Source organism: Nitrospira sp. BLG_2 (assembly GCF_049222245.1).
In genome coordinates, this window is sequence record NZ_JBLYIG010000089.1 from 1 (window position 1) to 16,855 (window position 16,855).

Genomic DNA, 16,855 nt, shown 5'->3' on the forward strand with positions numbered 1-16,855 from the left:
CTGGCGGTAGCCCTCTTGGAAAAAGAAGTGCTCGACGCGTCTGAAATCGACGAGATTATTTTAGAGTCTTCCTCTCAAACGATCGCCGCCTAATGTGATTTCGACCCTGTCGGTTTCCATTCACAGAAGGGAACCGACAGGGCTCGAGTTGAGGAGATGTACGACTCCCATTGTGATCGTATGGCCTGTTTTTTTCTCCCTGCCGACGATGAGTCAACACCAGCCACTGACCCTTTGACCTATTGCAGTTCTTTACAAAAGACTTGGTATTTCAGTCATTTATACCTCATCGTCGTTATCATTTCTGATAAATGGCGAGACGGTTTAGATCACTGCGTGGGTTAGCAACCCCTCGGTGGGGTTTGACAAGAGCGCTTGCTGGTGGAGTACACTGCCACCCCTATACCCCCCATTCACTCCTACTGTCCAAGGAGGGCTCAATGCAGAACAGCTTCTGGGTGAAGATTCTCAGCGCAGCAAGCCTGTTTCTCTTGTGCGTCACGAGTTGGGTCGGTGCGGAAGAGCCGGCGGGTGTTGTGAATGAGGCGCATTTGGTCGCTCAATATAATTACTCGATTCACATCTTGGCCATGTTGGTGGTCGGCTTCGGATTTCTGATGGTATTCGTCCGGCGGTATGGCTTCGGAGCGACGACCGGCACGTATCTCGTCGTTGCAACAGGATTGCCTCTCTATATGTTGCTGCGGGCCAACGGGATGGTGGGGCATACGATACCGGCCCATTCGGTCGAGACGTTGATGCTGGCCGAATTTTCGGTGGCGACGGCGTTGATCGCAATGGGAGCGGTGCTCGGGCGATTGCGCGTGTTTCAATACGCGTTACTCACGCTGATGCTGGTGCCGCTCTATGCGCTGAACGAATATTTGGTGTTGGATAATGGCTCGGGGATGACCAAAGGGTTTCAGGATTCGGCAGGGTCGATCGTCATCCACGCGTTCGGCGCCTATTTCGGATTGGCCGCGTCGCTGGTCCTCACGACGGCGCAGCAGCGTAGTCAACCGATCGAATCCGATCCGACGTCCGATCGGTTCGCAATGCTCGGTTCGATGGTCCTGTGGCTGTTTTGGCCGAGTTTTGCAACCGCGATTGTGCCGTTCGAACAAATGCCGCAAACCATCGTGAATACGATTCTTGCTCTAAGCGGAGCCACGCTGGCCACCTATTTCCTCAGCACATATTTCCATCATGGAAAAACCTCGATGGTGGATATGGCTAATGCGGCGTTGGCGGGTGGGGTTTCCATCGGCTCGACCTGCAATCTCGTGAGTCCCACCGGTGCGTTTGGTATCGGATTGCTTGCCGGTGCTCTCTCGGTGATAGGGTTTGTCTTTATTCAGCCCGCGCTGGAATCAAAAATCAAATTGATCGACACCTGTGGCGTGCACAATCTGCATGGGATGCCGGGTTTACTCGGCGGAATCTGCGCGATCGTCGTCGTTCCGGGTGTTGTCGGCGTCCAACTCGTAGGCATCGCGATGACGCTCGTCATCGCCGTTGTCGGAGGAATGATCGCCGGTATGGTGATTAGAGCCACGGGCACGACAGAGCAGGCGTATGAAGACTGCCATGAGTTTTCTCATGTGCCGGGACCGGAAAGTGAACGCAAGGTCGAAGAGATCGTGTTAGGCGCAAAAGCCGATATCGAAGCCTTGCAAAAGGAACTGCTTGCCCGGACAGGAGCGCACATTCGTTCCGCGCGTGAGGAGCCGAGGCCGATTGTGTGAGTCAGGTCGCTACAACAGGATAGGCCCGAACCGAACTCTTCGAATCTGAAGCAGCTCGTTGGTTTTGTGCGATGAGAATCGAAGGTTGCGAAGCTGTTTTGTTTGTGTTCGATCCCAGACGTTGCGCGAAGGGCTTCCTTCCAGTCCTGGACCGGCACTGCTCTGCCCAGCGTTCCGCCATAACACCAGTATGGTATCCCTGAAATCTTCGTGTGAGCCCTTCGGTTCATGAGGCACAAGCCTGTCGAACTCTGTGTTGAGCGGTGAATCGAACTGCGTTAATCATCGCTTCGGACAAGCCCAGAGTGAACGGCGTAGGGCTCAACCTTTCGGGATCGCTCCACCAGTTTGCGTCGTGGTCCGGGTGGACTTGCATGGATGCGCGGTCAATCGGTAGCATCAATATGCCGCCGATCATGGAGAATAATAGAGAGTGGAGGGTATTCCCTTATGGATCGGGTTAAATATCTGCTGATCGGATTGGTGTCGTGGTACGTCGCGCTGTTTGCCTGGTTGGCGTATTCCCCTGTGGATCGCCAGTTTTGGGCGATGGCCAGCGTGCTTCCGGTGCTCTTCGTGACTGTGCTCGTCGCAAGCTACCGATATGTGCCGCTCTCTCCGCTTTCCTATATCTTGATCATGGGATTTCTGACGCTCCATACCGTCGGGGTCCATTACACATACGCTCAAGTGCCGGCGGGGGACTGGCTGAACGACTTGTTGCACCTCGGGCGCAATCACTTCGACCGCATCGTGCATTTTAGTTTTGGCTTTCTGTTGGCATATCCCATGGAAGAGGCCTTTCGTTTGCTGGGCCGTGTGCGGGGATGGGTGCTCTACTATTTGCCTGTCATCACGGTATTGGGACTGAGCGCTCTATGGGAAATTATCGAGGCCTGGGTCACTCAGGTGGTCCATCCGGAGCTTGGCCTTGCTTACTTAGGGGCACAGGGCGATGTGTGGGACGCACAAAAAGATATGGCTGCCGCTATGTACGGATCCCTTCTGTGCATGGGAATACTCATTGTCTTTCGTATCCTGCACAGGATTTCTACCGCAGCCGCGCCAATCGGAGGCAAGGAATGTGAGCCGTTGCGTCAGGCGCCGCGCTCTTCTACCTGACGAACGGGCTTTGCCGCATCGCGTACGGGAGGGAAATGCATACCCGCGTTTCTGCTTCCCATATATTGCTGGCCTGGTACGTCATATGGTGGAGTGTCCTTGCGATCGATCCCTTTGATCGCAAGGATTGGGCGTTAGAAAATGTGTTGGCCTTGGCCCTGGTCGCCACATTGATCGCGACGCACCGACGATTTCGATTTTCTTTTCTTTCTTACCTGCTCATCACGCTGTTCATGACGCTGCACGCGGTGGGAGCCCATTACACCTATGCGGAAGTTCCAGTGGGATTTTGGCTGAAAGATAGTCTGTCGCTGAGCCGGAATCCATTCGACAGGATCGTCCATTTTGCCTTCGGCTTCTTATTGGTCTATCCCCTGAAGGAATTGCTCATACGAACCGGTCGTGTGCAGGGTTTTTGGGCGGTCTATCTTCCCGTCAGCGGCATTTTGGCCCAGAGTGGATTCTTCGAGGTCGTTGAAGCGCTCGTCGCGGAGGTCGTAAACCCCGAGCTAGGCGCCGCATATCTCGGCACGCAAGGGGATGAATGGGATGCGCAAAAGGATATGGCCGCGGCACTTGCGGGCGCCGTGCTCATGGCGGTTCTCATGCGCTTGTTTCAAAAGCATTCAAGGCATAACGTAACGTTCCGAGTGAATATCCCGTAAGTTTGTTGACTATGCTAGGGATGTCCCTAGTCGGATTACGCGGAAGCACGGCCATAATGAGGATTGTGTCTAGGTTGGGGCCTGGAGTTTAACCAGAGGACTATAGAGGACTAATAATATGTATAGCGCAAGAATTCTGCTTGCCGACGATCACCCCCTCGTTTTAGAGAGCGTGAAGCAATTGCTCGAGCCTGATTTTTCAGTAATAGGGACTGCCCAGACGGGGCAGCAGGTGCTGGAGGAAGCTGAGAAGTTGCGCCCGGATATCGTGCTCCTTGACGCCAACATGCCTGGTATGAACGGGTTTGAGGCGGCTCGGAAGCTGAAAACCCTTTTGCCCACGGTTAAAATTATTTTTCTCACGATGCTGACCGAAGCTATTGCAGTCAGCGAGGGATTCCGTGCGGGGGCGGTGGGCTATGTGTTAAAGCAAGATGCCTCCGACGAACTCCATGCCGCCGTCAAGAGCGTCATGGCGAATCGCAGATTTGTGTCTTCCAAACTCGATACGGAAGTGCGCGAAGCCATGGAATGCCAATGGTCTCGACCGGAAGGTTATACGACCAACTTGACCGAGCGGCAGCGCCAAATCCTTGCGATGCTTGCCAATGGGTCTTCCACCAAAAATATCGCCAAGGAATTGAACATTTCGATGAAGACTGTGGAATTTCACAAGGCCAACATTACCCGCAAGCTCGGTGTCCGCACCACCTCCGATTTGATCCGCGTTGCGCTCGCTTCAGGTATGACGGCTCTATGAAATGGATCGACAGTTCAGCGCAATAGACTGGCCCGCAGAGGGTCAAGAGACCGTCGTTCTCACCCAGCGCGCCAAGGCGCGCCGTTCCGCGGCGAGGCCGCAATGAGGTCCACGCCATGCCGAGTAAGGCGTGGCACGTTTGTGGTCGCCCACTCTCGGCTTCGCCGCGAGGCGAGCGAGATGGTGAGCGGGCCGTGTCCTGGTGAGGGGCAGTGCCCCATGAGAACGACGCCGGTTGAATTTTTCAACATCCGCTAGTGAATGGCGATGAGCCCGTTCGCGATCGCGTACTTCGTGAGCTGAGCCGCCGACCGCATGCCCAGCTGTCTCATAATGCGTGTTTTGTGAAACTCGACGGTTTTGATCGACACGTTCAAGACGGCCGCCACTTCTTTGATGGACTTTCCTTCGGCCACGAGCTGCAACACCTCCCGCTGTCGCAAGCTGAGTGTGTGGGCGAATCCTTCTGAGGCTTCCTCAGTTTTCTCATCAGCGTGCGGATGTGCCGCCGGGTTGTCGACGATGGGAGAAATGAACGTGTTGCCGTTCAGGACTTCTTTGAGAGCTTGCGCCAACTCCGACCCGACCGACTGCTTCAACACATATCCCGATACGCCTATGCGGAGTGCTTCCGTCACGAAACTCGGCTCTGAGTGCATCGTTAGGACAATGACCTTGATGGCAGGATTATGCTTCAAAATCTGACGGGACGCATCCAATCCGTTGAGCAGCGGGAGAGAGATATCGACGATGACCACATCCGGCGAACATTCCTCGACGGCCTTGAGCAAGGCTCGGCCGTCCGGAACAATCCTCAGCAATTCGAATTCCGGCTCCAATAGTTTTTGGATGCCTTGGGCGACAAGGACATGATCATCTGCCAGCACGATGGTGGGGTGGGTATTCATGGCGAACTTCCTCCTCCGCTTGTCACAAATAGAACGGACGGCCGGTCCTGCACCGTACATATGTCTCATTACTCGTGCGCATCAGTCGATGTCTGAACGTGATTGGATCGAGCGGCTCAAGGGGGCCTACTAGTCCGCCGAACCAAGAACCATTGCTATACTGCCATCATGATGATGGTTGATTGTCGGCGGATAATCAAGGGGCGATGGTATGATAAGCCGGGTCCGCACCCTGATCCTGACCCCATGCCTCCTGATCCCGATCCATTTCCGCCTCCGCAACCTCCATTCCCCGACCCTCCACCTCCCGCGCCTCCCATTCGTCCACCGATTCCGCAAGTGCTGCCGGTATGGCAGATTTTCCAAATATGGATGGAAGCCGGATCCGCTGTTCACTCGGCCGGACCACACGGAGGCGAGTAGGGTCTTCCTCTATCGTGAACTGCCGTCCTTACCTACTTACATAAAGGAGATGAATCATGCGTTACTTCATCCTCTGGCTATTGGGCGTGCCGGTTAGCCTGCTGGTCCTATTGTATTTTTTTGGGATCCTATAGGCCAACATCGTGGCGTCATAAGCTCGTGCATCGACAAGATAGAAGTAAATATCTCCTCTCTTCCTGTCTCACTACTAGGCACGCCCCTAGTTGAGCTAACATCTCCATTCTACTCATTTTCTGAAAGAGGTACTGGGTCGGATGGGCAAAACGTTCTCATCCCGCAGATGGCGGCATCGCCTATTCGTGAGACTGTTGGGTGGGTTGAACAGCTCGGCGTTTGGCACAGAATGTTCAGAGTTCTAGGGAACTCGGTCGTACCGGTCAAGTCAATTCATGCCGATGTTTACGGTATTGCAAGCGCAAAAACGCTGTAACGGTCGAAAGGGGGTTCTTCTGATTGCCTCGGTTCAATTTGGCTTCATCGGCCTCTTTCAGCAATACGGGGGCTTGCTTCCAAGCCGACATATGCGTTGAGCGAGATCCCAATGTTTCCGTATCATGAATTGTCATGCCACTCTGATGTCACCTAAGCGCTCGGCACAGAACAGTTCGGGCGCTAACTCGAATTGAGAACTCCATCGTAGAGCATTCGTATGCCTCGCGAACGCAACGTGAGATCGTTTTCGGTGCTCTAACCACATCTCGAAACACTCTAAGGTGTCTATCGCTGATTGGATAGCCAAGTGCCGGAAGTCCGGCGCTTCTACAGCTTCAGTCATAGCGATGAGTTCCGGCCAATAGCTATTGGTGGCCGAGGCATAAGATGAATTTAAACTGGAGAAGAATGATCCACCTTGCGATGGACTGATCCCGAGGGTGTCTCCTACTGAATGTAAATGTGTGGTCAGGATTCGTTCACCTAAGGCAGCTCCGTCAATGACGTACAGCACGCCGAAAACCTGTGGAAGGGTGGGAATCGCCGGCAGACGTCCACAAAGAGGCAGCGCTGCAATATCGGCCTGGGTCATGCCGAGGGCCAGCAAGTCCTGCTCCAAACGGGGAGTTTTGCGCCGTTGTTGCGAATGAGGAGAAGGAAGGTAACGGTCCGCGAGGACGACGAGTTTACGCTCCAGCGGTTGATAAAACCCCCAAAAGTCTTGGAGCATCCGCAGATTATTGTGGGCGTCGAAGGTCGGATGATAGAAATCCAATCGTTGTTCGAGTCGCCGATGTGCCAAGCGGGTTGACAGGTGTAACTCCTCGAACAGAGGGTTGTCTTGCAACATGGTGTCCTCCGTCACAGAAATGGTGGTGGGCTGTTTGTGAAGTAATTTACTCTACGGATTTTGATCTTCGAAGAGACCTCGGCATACCCCTAGTCCGAAGAAAAAGATCCATGAACGTCAATGAGTTGGTATGGACATAGACTCCCCCGAAAGCAGAAGTAGAAGTATATGGGGACTTCCTCTCATTGACTCAGGCATAGCGCATTCCCGGTGGCCTTACTATGGTGCAAGTCTATTCAGGCGGATTGCCGGCCGCCCGATATGATATGCAGATATATTCTTATACATTCCGAAAGCGACGAGGGTCCGGCCTAGTTCGCTTTCGTCGGAGGTTTCCTGTGGAATCATGGGAAAGGATCGGAAATGGTGAATCGTATGATGGTGATTGTGGTGTTCGGCGTGACCGGGGCGGGCAAAACGCGGGTGGGAAGCGCGTTAGCCGAAGCGCTGGGATGGAAGTTCGTGGACGCCGATGATTATCACGAGGAGGCTAATCTTGCCAAGTTGAGCGAGGGTATTCCCTTGAATGATGAAGACCGTCAGCCATGGCTTACCCGCGTTCGTGGAACTATTCAGGAGAGTCTGACGCAACGTCGGAGCGCAGTGTTGGCTTGCTCGGCTCTCAAACGCGCGTACCGCCGGTATTTGCGTGTGGGGCCAGAAGTGGTATTCGTGTATTTACGGACCGAAACTCATGTGCTTGAAGAGCGGCTCAAACGACGTCGGGGTCACTTCATGAATCCGGCCTTGCTTCAAAGCCAGTTAGAAGCATTGGAAGAGCCACTCGACGATACTCTGACGGTCGACACCACCCACAGTCCGGTTGAGATTGTGGGCTTGATTCGAGACTCCCTTAAAATTTAACCGGATGTGGAACATTCTTCAGCGATTTTCTCTCGGAACACAGCGAACTCACCGGTGACATTTGAGTGATCACCATCTCGCCCGCCTCGCGGCGAAGCCAAGGGCGCCCGTGCGCAAACCTGAGGTGAAGTGTTCGTCGCCTGCGCACCTCGGGGTTTTACGAGTACCCGGTATAACCCCAGGTCGTTACCATGCACGACCATGAGACCTGTGCAAGTTCTGGCCATGATTATGGCGGGAGGTAAAGGCGAACGGCTTATGCCGCTGACGGCCGTTCGTACGAAACCGGCCATTCCCTTCGGAGGGAAGTATCGGATTGTCGACTTCGTGCTGAGCAACATGCTGAATTCCGGGATCACGGCTAATTACGTCCTCGTCCAATATCGTTCGCAATCACTGATAGAACACCTCCGAGAGTCGTGGCGTATCGCCGGGCGCATCAAAAATCACTTTATTACGGTCGTGCCGCCTCAAATGCGCGCCCGAGAAGGCTGGTATGAGGGGACGGCCGACGCGGTCTATCACAATCTCAATTTGATCGCCGATTTTCGACCCGACGTCGTGGCGGTTTTCGGGGCCGACCATATTTATCGCATGGATGTCTCACAGATGATTCAGTTTCACCAAGATTGCGGCGCGGAAGTGACGGTAGCGGCGCTGCCGCTGCCGATCGAACAAGGTTCTCGATTCGGCATCATCGAGGTGGATAGACAAGACCGAATGATAGGGTTCGAAGAAAAACCCGCTCGCCCCAAATCCATGCCCGGACAGACCGATCTGGCGCTGTCGTCCATGGGAAACTATATCTTCAACGCCGCATTTTTGTCGCGTATCCTCGAACGAAATTCGGATCGAGGCGGCGGTCACGACTTCGGTCGCAATATTATTCCTGAGCTGATCGAACGCGATAAAGTCTATGTCTATGACTTTTTGCGTAACGAAGTGCCGGGGCTTCGATCGTACGAGGAAAGAGGTTACTGGCGCGACGTAGGTACGCCTGAAGCTTACTGGCAGGCCAATATGGACCTGTTGGGACAGGCCCCGCCGTTCGATCTCCGGAACAGCGAATGGCCGATTCTTTCGGGTGGCTGCGACGGCCCGATGGCTTCGGTGGTGCACACCCGCGTCGACGATTCGATGATCGGAGAAGGAAGCCACGTCGTCGAGGCCGATATCAGACGTTCCGTGATCGGGCGCGGCGTTCACATTGAGCCGGGGGCAGTGTTGGATGAATGCGTCATCATGGATGAAGTTCATATCGGATCGAAGTCCCGCCTGTGTCGTGTCATTGCGGACCGCTTCAGCAGTATTCCCGCTGAGAGCGATATCGGTTTCCGAGAGTCGCCTCAACCTCCCGGATGCCATGTCTCGCCGACAGGCCTCGTCATCATTCCGCGCGACACCAAAGTGCCGATGAATCTGATGCAATCCGTCTCCTGAGACCATGGAGTCGTGATGTCAGGCTGTCGCTTGCGGGCCACGTATCGCCTTCAACTCAACACCGATTTCGGATTCCGCCACGCGCATGACGTGACCGCCTATCTGCACGACCTCGGGATCACGCATTGTTACAGTTCGTCCATTCTGGCCGCCATGCCGGGTAGCACGCATGGCTACGATGTCATCGATCACTCGCGTATGAACCCGGAACTCGGGACAGAAGAAGAATTCAAATCGTGGTGCCGCAGTCTGCATGATCGCGACATGGGGTTGATCCTCGATATCGTCTCCAATCACATGGGGATTGCCCAAGCGCTGAATCGGTGGTGGTACGACGTGCTGGAAAACGGACCGTCATCCCGGTACGCCGGAGCGTTCGATATCGATTGGCATCCCCTCAAGCGGGAGTTGCACGGTAAAGTGTTGCTTCCGATCTTATCGGATCACTACGGTGTCGTGCTGGAAAATCGGGAAATGTCGGTCGCCTACGAAGACGACCGGTTTGTCGTTCGCTATGGAGACTGCCGGCTTCCGCTTGCCCCAAAATCGTGGAGCACTGTCTTGGCACACAGGCTTGAGAGTCTGCTGTGTCAGGACCCGGCACAATCGTCCATGGACGGCGGACTCACGGAACTGCAAAGCATTTTGACGGCCATTCGTCATCTTCCCGATCGTGAGGACAGCACTCCGGATGAGCGGGAAGAACGCGAGCGGGAGAAAGAGGTCATCCGTAAACGGATCGCCGCGCTCATGGCGAACGACCGACGAATTGCGGCATTTGTCCAAAGCAATATTCGTCTCTTCAACGGTATCGCCGGAAAACCGCGCAGCTTCGATTTGCTGGACGAGTTGCTCAATCAACAGGCGTATCGGCTGGCATCGTGGAAGGTCGCCTCGGAGGAGATCAACTACCGCCGTTTTTTTGATATCAACGATCTTGCCGCGATTCGCGTGGAGGAGTGCTCGGTGTTCGAGGCGACCCATGACATGGCGTTCAAGCTCCTTCGAGACGGTATGGTGGCGGGGCTGCGAATCGACCATGTCGACGGGTTGTACGATCCGGGTGGATATCTTCAGCAATTACAGAGCTGGGCCCGCCGCGAATTGGGCGCTGATTCGTCGGTAGAACGGCCGCTGTTTGTCGTGGTGGAAAAAATACTCGGAATAGATGAACCGCTGCCGGAATCCTGGCCCATCGAAGGAACCACGGGATATGAGTTTCTCAATACGGTCAATGGATTGTTCGTGGATCACACGCGGGAACAAACCTTCAGCGATCTCTATCGGCGCATAACCGGGCGTTCTCAGCCCTATCCCGATATGGTCTATGAGGCGAAACAGCTCATCATGCGGGCATCCATGGCGAGCGAAATCAACGTGCTCGGCCATCAGCTCAATCTCTTGTCCGAGCGGGATCGGCGATCGAGAGACTTCACGTTGAACAGTCTGACCAATGCCATTCGAGAAATCATCGCCTGTTTCCCCGTGTACCGGACATATGTGACGGTGGGAGCGGAGCCGGTCAGTGAACGGGATAAAGCGTTCATCCATAGGGCGGTAGCTCAAGCGAAGCGGCGAAATCCTACAATCGGCCGTGAGGTATTCGACTTTATACGGAGTCTTCTTTTAAAGGAGCATCATCCCGAGGTGGGGAAAACCGACGAGTACGAACGTTTTGTCATGAAATTTCAGCAGACCACGAGTCCGGTCACGGCCAAAGGAATCGAGGATACCGTGTTTTACCGGTATAACCGTCTCCTGTCCCTCAATGAAGTAGGGGGAGAGCCGCAACAATTCGGGATTGCTCCGGCGGTGTTCCACCGTCGTATGGGCGATCGGCAAGCTCGATGGCCAAAAGGGCTTTCGGCCACTGCGACCCACGATACCAAGCGGGGTGAAGATGCGCGTGCCAGGTTGAATGTGTTGTCCGAGATACCGGACGAATGGAAAGCACGTGTGACCCGATGGATGAAGCTGAATGCCAAATATCGCGTCAAGCATGAAAACGAGGATATCCCGGATGCCAACGACGAGTATCTCCTCTATCAAACGCTCCTGGGCGCGTGGCCGTTAGAGGATGTGCGCCCTGATGAACACGATGATTTCTGTAACCGTATTCAGCAATATATGGAGAAGGCCTTGCACGAGGCCAAGGTCCATACACGCTGGATCAATCCCAATCGCGAGTATGACGAGGGGGTACGGAGCTTTGTTCAGGCGATTCTCGACAACCGCCGTCCCAACAAATTTCTCGACGACTTCTTGCCGTTCAAGGAGCGGATCGCCGGCGCCGGGCTGATCAACTCGCTGGCGCAAACGCTCCTCAAGATAACGGCGCCGGGAACGCCTGATTTTTATCAAGGATCAGAACTGTGGGATTGGAATCTCGTGGATCCGGACAATCGGCGGCCCGTCGACTATGCGCTACGACAGAGGCTCCTCCAGGAACTCAAGGAAATATTCGCGCGGCCCGACCGGTTCGACGCTGTTCAAGATCTCATGCGTCATTCTGCGGACGGCCGGATCAAGCTGTACCTCATTTTGGCGGGTCTGCACTGTCGCCGAACGCATGCGGACGTCTTTGAGCAGGGCCGATACGTGCCGCTGGAGGCGGAGGGACCTGAAGCAAGCCACCTCCTTGCATTCGCGCGTCTTCATGGCGCGCGCATCGTCATGGTGGTTGTGCCGAGGCTTGTCGCCGTTCGTTCCTCCGAAGCGATGAACTCAATATGGGATGAAACGTGGGTCGCGGTGCCGCAGGAATCGGGGGCGTTGCAATTCCAGGACGGCCTCACCGGACGCGCGATCGTTCCTGATCGCAAAGGAGAACGGTATATGGTGCGGGTTTCGGAGGTGTTTGCCGCTTGCCCGGTGGGGCTTCTCGTAGGAAGCTGACGACGACCGAATGGAAGTGGGCGATCATAGCGTGGCTAGGGCGTTACCGAGTAGCCCGTTCGAGTCGACATGATACGATCAGAATCATTCAAAGCGCGGAAGAGTTCACGAAAACAGCAATGAATCGGTGGAATTCATTCCAGATCATGTCACTCATGAAAGCCTGGCGACGATGAACATTGAGAACCTTATCGACCGGACGGAAACGATCATGCGACGGTATCCTTGGATTGTGCTCACGATGGGAGCCGGACGGGGCTATGTTGCGTCTCGTAGTCGGAGGCTGCTGTGACGACTCAACAAGAAGAAACATACACGGCGAGGAACGGAATTATCGGACTTCTGGGTGGATTAGTCGCGGATGCTCGGACATTGGTTCGACAAGAGCTTCAGCTTCTGCGGGATGAGTTTTTCTCCGAGATTGCCAAGATACGCCAAGCGGCCGTCGCGATCGGAGCGGCAATAGGGTGTACAGTCATCGGAGGTTTGTTTGCGCTCATCATGCTGGTCCATGCGCTCCACGAATTTGCTCAGCTTCCCCTGTGGGCGTGTTACGGGCTGGTCGGTGTCATTCTTCTCGCCGTCGGCGGAGCACTGCTTCTCAAGGCCAAACGATCTTTGCAGAGTTTCGACTTGACGCCGCGCCGGACATTGCATTCAATAAAGGAAGACGCACAATGGATCAAAGAGCAAATATCATTGAACAAGACATAAAAGATATCCTTGAAACTCGTCTCGAGATCGGCCGAAAAATACAGTTGCTCGACGATAAGGCGCGCTATGAAATGGAAAACATAAAGACGAAATTGTCCGGCTTTACCGCGGACGTGGCGGGGACGGGGAAAGAATTCATCGACCGGTCCACTCAGATGCTGAATCCGCTCCACCAGATGAATGCGCGGCCATGGGTGGCGCTCGCCGGCGTGGTGCTGGCCGGTTTTGTGATAGGCACGTTGAACCGGAAATATCGTCGGACGAAAGTCTATCCCTATTATCCGCCCAAAGCACATGGAGCGCCGGTGATGCCTTCGGAGGAAGACACGGAAGGCAAAGAAACAGAGACCGGTGTTTACCCCTATTATCCGGAAGAGCGCCAGGAGTCAAATCGGAATCATGCATCCTTTTCGTCGGGCTTGTGGAGCGATGTGAAGGGCACTGTCCGCACGGAAATGCAGCGTTCTAAAGACGCTATAGGGTACGCCCTTCGCGAATTTGCGCGGGATATGTCCAAAGAAATCGTTCCGACGATTCTGAAGGCGATGACGTCGCCTCAATCGCGTGGGCCCCGCCTATAAGATTCACCTCGTTCCAGTCCGTGAATTGTGCCGCCGAGAAGAGGCCGCTCATGCCGCGCGTGCTATGGAAAGGTGCCATCAGTTTCGGACTCGTCCATATACCTGTCGGGCTTTATTCCGCTGAAAAGCGAAACAATTTCGACTTGACCATGCTGGATCGACGCAATATGAAGCCCGTCGGCTTCAAACGATATAATAAGGAAACGGGAGAGGACGTGCCATGGGATCAAATCGTCAAGGGATACGAGTATGAAAAGGAACGCTATGTCGTCCTGACCGACGAAGATTTCCGCCGCGCGAACGTCGAGGCGACCCAGACGATCGATATTTTACGATTTGTCGAGGGCAAAGAGATTACTCCGATGTATTTTGAGACGCCCTATTACCTGGCTCCCGACCGGCGGGGTGAAAAAGGCTATGCGCTGTTGCGCGAGACGCTGAAACACACGCATAAGGTCGGCATCGCCAATGTCGTGGTTCGCACGCGCCAGTATGTGGCTGCGCTGATCCCGGTGGGCGAAGTGATCGTCATGAACACGCTGCGTTATGCCGATGAGGTCAGGGCCGCCGATGAGTTGGATGTTCCGCCGAAAAATTTGAAAGCCGCCGGCGTGACGCCTCGAGAGACGGACATGGCCGTGAAGCTCGTGGAAGAAATGACGGGCGGCTGGAATCCCGAGGACTATCGCGACACCTACCATGAGGATCTGCTCAAGCTGATCGACAAACGGATCAAGGCCGGAGAAACCGAGATCATCAGCACCGCCGAAGCTCAAGAAGCGGAAGAGGAGCCGAGCAGAGGGAATGTGGTCGACCTCATGGCGCTGCTGAAACAGAGCGTGCAGGATAAGGCGAAGGGACGCCGGTTTGCATCGACGCAATCGAGAGCCGCTCGTTCAGATCGATCCCGGCGCAAGATAGCGTAAGTCGCTTCCCCCCACAGAGACCGTAATAGATAAGTCATGGATACTTTGCGCGATGACGGACAGTCTATACGCTGTGTCATTGCAGTATTGTGCTCTTTTGGTTCCGTGTGATGGCTTGCCCGGCTTATCCTTGGCCCGTTTGTGGCGATATAGATTCAGCGATATGGATATGGTGTCGCCCATTCTTCATCATGCTGCCGGGTCCCTCACAGATCAGCGGTCATATGTGGTATATAAGATCATGCGTGATAGAGACATCTCGGGCTTCGGCTCTTCCTTTCGCACACGTGCTCTGGGATGTGTACTCGTGTTGCTCTGTGTCTGTGTCGTGGCACAAATGCTTGGAGCGCCGTTCACGCTGCTTGGTATGGATTCGGATATCCTCACAGAGTCGGAACCTATATCCGAGGACATGACCGCCCTCTCGCCGTCGCCTGAGCCGGACAAGCCTCGTCTTTTTGACATGTTCGACGGCATTCACTCCGTACATCATCTTCCCCTATTACTCACCTCTGTATTCCGTCCCCCTGTCCTGTAAGCGAGTTTTCGCTGCGTCAGAGCATCGGAAAAGTACTGCTTCAGGCGATTGCGCCTCTTCAGCAGCGCTGAGTCTCTGTGCGTCAAACAGGAGGGATCTGTATGAACAATTTGAACCTTCGTCATAGCCTTGTTCTCGCGAGTGTTCTGCTTCTTGCCGGATTCGCATCCGGTTGCGCCATGGTGGTCGCTCCGCTCTCGGCTTCGGACACCGCATCGACCGATGAGCGACACGGGTTGTTATTTGGAAGCATGCGGTTTGCGCGGCATGGAACCGATCAAGTCAAGGAATTCACCCAGCCGCTGGAGATGCGATGGATGCTTGAGGAACAAGCCAAGGGAAAGCAATCCGTGCTCGCCGATCTTCCGACTGACGGACCAATTACCCTAAAGCTGCTGGCCGGGTTCGATCACGTCAAAAGCATCGGCTTCGATGATGGGGAGATGGCCATGCTTGACACTACCTTGCAGGTCCAGCCACGAGGATGTACAACGCTCGGGCTATGGGAACTGAAAAGCGAGAAAACAGTTCCCAGGGTGGATCACGGCGCACGTTTTTGAGAACCTGGAGCCTATACAGGATGAATTTCACCACATTATCGCCACCAAAGAGTGCCCGACATTGGCTGCACCGCTGCTTGACTCGTGGATGCGAAGTAAGTTGGTTTTTCAGAATGAAGCTTGGGGACTGCATGATCAGTATGATGAACAATATATAGACTGAGCCGTCTTAAACGTAGAGTGTTTGGTTCAGCGTCACAACGTTCGCGAGGGGTGAGCAACCATAGGTTCACCCCTCGCAGCAGGGAGGTTCCCAAAGCAGATCGTCGAAGCTGCGTAGAGAAGGCGATTGATCGATTTGCCGCTGTGAAAATCCAACAAATCGATGAAACTGTTCCAACGTGGGTTCGCATACAACGAATGTTGGTCGGTGCCAAAGGTCGGCGTGTGGTGACTGTAATATTGGTAGATGCCTCTCAATTCAAGGGGGCCATAGCGGAGAGCAGTGATTCCAGCCTGAAGAGCGAAAATTCTGCGAGTGGGCGCAAAGCTGCGATCGTTAAATGACACGTCGAAACTGAACGGGCGGAGCGGGAGGATATCGAGAACCGCTTCCTGCCCGACTGCCGATGGAGGCAGCGCCGTTGTAAGTACGAAAAAAACAACCAAAAAGCGTGAAACGTGCGTCCGCAGCGGCCCACCTCTCTACCATGCATCGCTTTACGGATACTCTGTGATCTATTCCTCGCATTGTAGCCCAACCTCGATATTGTTTGCATGTTCGCGGGTAGGTACGGGGCCGTGAGAAAAGTGGCTGTGGGGCGGGAGTCGCTATGCTAAAATCCGCCTTCTTGCCGGAGTGGCGGAATAGGCAGACGCAAGGGACTTAAAATCCCTCGGGTCCACAAGGCCCGTACCGGTTCGATCCCGGTCTCCGGCACCAGGCACTGTGGCTCGCATAGCGGTCGCGAACGAACCTATAGAGGGATTCATGACTATAAAAAGCATAGTGGTGCTCGTTGCCGGCGTTGTACTTTTTCTTTTTGTCATAGGTGTTGGGGCGTGGGTCATGACGGCGCCTCTGGCGGCCGGAGAGGTCGAGACGAAGCGTTGCAATGAATACGTGGACCAGCTGGACATGCTGAAGCGATACAACTGGTTTTGGACTCCCTATCATCGCCGAATGGCGTTCAACGATTGCTTGACAAGAAGGTTGGGCGAGCAAAAGCAGCCGTAGGGGTTACCGTGAGAACCGTCCTCCCAGGAAGCATTTGGGTGAGGTCGGTTGCTTGCTTCAAAAATGTTCCGGTCTGGTTTTCCATGCCCTCCTCCCATGGCTCTGTACTCCACATTGCCGCAGTTCTTTTCTCGTTGATTATTGTTCAAGTGTTGACCACCACTCCGGTCCTTGCGGAGTGGTTATTGATCGATGGCAATAGTATGGCGAAGGTCTACGTCGATTCCGAGACGA

The 16,855-nt window shown here is 54.5% G+C and carries 15 protein-coding genes and 1 tRNA gene; 14 read left to right on the plus strand and 2 right to left on the minus strand.

The features are described 5' to 3' along the window. Positions 1–440: 440 nt before the first annotated feature. The 4 genes from ACOSYY_RS02635 (at position 441) to ACOSYY_RS02650 (ending at position 4,292) form a co-directional block, all read left to right on the plus strand. Complete coding sequence (locus ACOSYY_RS02635) at positions 441–1,745, plus strand: ammonium transporter family protein (RefSeq protein WP_421660720.1); 1,305 nt, start codon at positions 441–443, stop codon at positions 1,743–1,745. A gap of 450 nt (positions 1,746–2,195) precedes the next feature. Beyond that, a complete protein-coding gene (locus tag ACOSYY_RS02640; protein WP_421660721.1) occupies positions 2,196–2,867 on the plus strand; it encodes a DUF2238 domain-containing protein in 672 nt (223 codons plus the stop codon). Between the two features lie 35 nt (positions 2,868–2,902). Beyond that, entirely contained in the window at positions 2,903–3,532 is a 630-nt protein-coding gene (locus tag ACOSYY_RS02645) for a DUF2238 domain-containing protein (protein WP_421660722.1), read from the plus strand. Positions 3,533–3,650: 118 nt separating this feature from the next. Next, positions 3,651–4,292, plus strand: a complete 642-nt coding sequence (locus ACOSYY_RS02650) for a response regulator (RefSeq protein ID WP_421660723.1) — start codon at positions 3,651–3,653, stop codon at positions 4,290–4,292. 254 nt (positions 4,293–4,546) lie between these two features. Here the strand turns inward: ACOSYY_RS02650 and ACOSYY_RS02655 are convergent, their stop codons facing one another. Further along, positions 4,547–5,200, minus strand: coding sequence for a response regulator (locus ACOSYY_RS02655; RefSeq protein ID WP_421660724.1), 654 nt, complete (start codon positions 5,198–5,200; stop codon positions 4,547–4,549). Between the two features lie 1,006 nt (positions 5,201–6,206). Beyond that, on the minus strand, positions 6,207–6,926 hold the full coding sequence (locus ACOSYY_RS02660) for a biliverdin-producing heme oxygenase (protein ID WP_421660725.1): 720 nt from the start codon (positions 6,924–6,926) through the stop codon (positions 6,207–6,209). A gap of 363 nt (positions 6,927–7,289) precedes the next feature. Between ACOSYY_RS02660 and ACOSYY_RS02665 the strand changes: the two genes are divergently transcribed. From ACOSYY_RS02665 to ACOSYY_RS02710, 10 genes are all read left to right on the plus strand, one after another. After that, positions 7,290–7,790, plus strand: a complete 501-nt coding sequence (locus ACOSYY_RS02665) for a gluconokinase (RefSeq protein WP_421660726.1) — start codon at positions 7,290–7,292, stop codon at positions 7,788–7,790. Positions 7,791–7,991: 201 nt separating this feature from the next. Then, the gene (locus ACOSYY_RS02670; protein WP_421660727.1) at positions 7,992–9,230 is read left to right on the plus strand and encodes a glucose-1-phosphate adenylyltransferase; all 1,239 of its coding nucleotides are present in this window, start codon (positions 7,992–7,994) and stop codon (positions 9,228–9,230) included. Between the two features lie 15 nt (positions 9,231–9,245). Continuing rightward, a complete protein-coding gene (gene treY / locus ACOSYY_RS02675; protein ID WP_421660728.1) occupies positions 9,246–12,125 on the plus strand; it encodes a malto-oligosyltrehalose synthase in 2,880 nt (959 codons plus the stop codon). Positions 12,126–12,413: 288 nt separating this feature from the next. Beyond that, the gene (locus tag ACOSYY_RS02680) at positions 12,414–12,839 is read left to right on the plus strand and encodes a phage holin family protein (protein WP_421660729.1); all 426 of its coding nucleotides are present in this window, start codon (positions 12,414–12,416) and stop codon (positions 12,837–12,839) included. Beyond that, the gene (locus tag ACOSYY_RS02685) at positions 12,803–13,420 is read left to right on the plus strand and encodes a hypothetical protein (RefSeq protein ID WP_421660730.1); all 618 of its coding nucleotides are present in this window, start codon (positions 12,803–12,805) and stop codon (positions 13,418–13,420) included. Before ACOSYY_RS02680 ends, ACOSYY_RS02685 begins: the two co-directional genes overlap by 37 nt. Positions 13,421–13,470: 50 nt before the next feature. Next, complete coding sequence (ku, locus tag ACOSYY_RS02690; protein ID WP_421660731.1) at positions 13,471–14,346, plus strand: non-homologous end joining protein Ku; 876 nt, start codon at positions 13,471–13,473, stop codon at positions 14,344–14,346. 639 nt (positions 14,347–14,985) lie between these two features. Continuing rightward, positions 14,986–15,444 carry a hypothetical protein gene (locus tag ACOSYY_RS02695; RefSeq protein ID WP_421660732.1) on the plus strand — a complete coding sequence of 153 codons (459 nt, stop codon included), beginning with the start codon at positions 14,986–14,988 and terminating at the stop codon, positions 15,442–15,444. Between the two features lie 793 nt (positions 15,445–16,237). Continuing rightward, a tRNA-Leu gene (locus ACOSYY_RS02700) sits at positions 16,238–16,327 on the plus strand. A gap of 48 nt (positions 16,328–16,375) precedes the next feature. Next, a complete protein-coding gene (locus ACOSYY_RS02705; protein ID WP_421660733.1) occupies positions 16,376–16,621 on the plus strand; it encodes a hypothetical protein in 246 nt (81 codons plus the stop codon). Positions 16,622–16,659: 38 nt separating this feature from the next. Continuing rightward, positions 16,660–16,855, plus strand: a 196-nt coding sequence (locus ACOSYY_RS02710; protein ID WP_421660734.1) for a hypothetical protein, incomplete at its 3' end; no start/stop codon positions are given.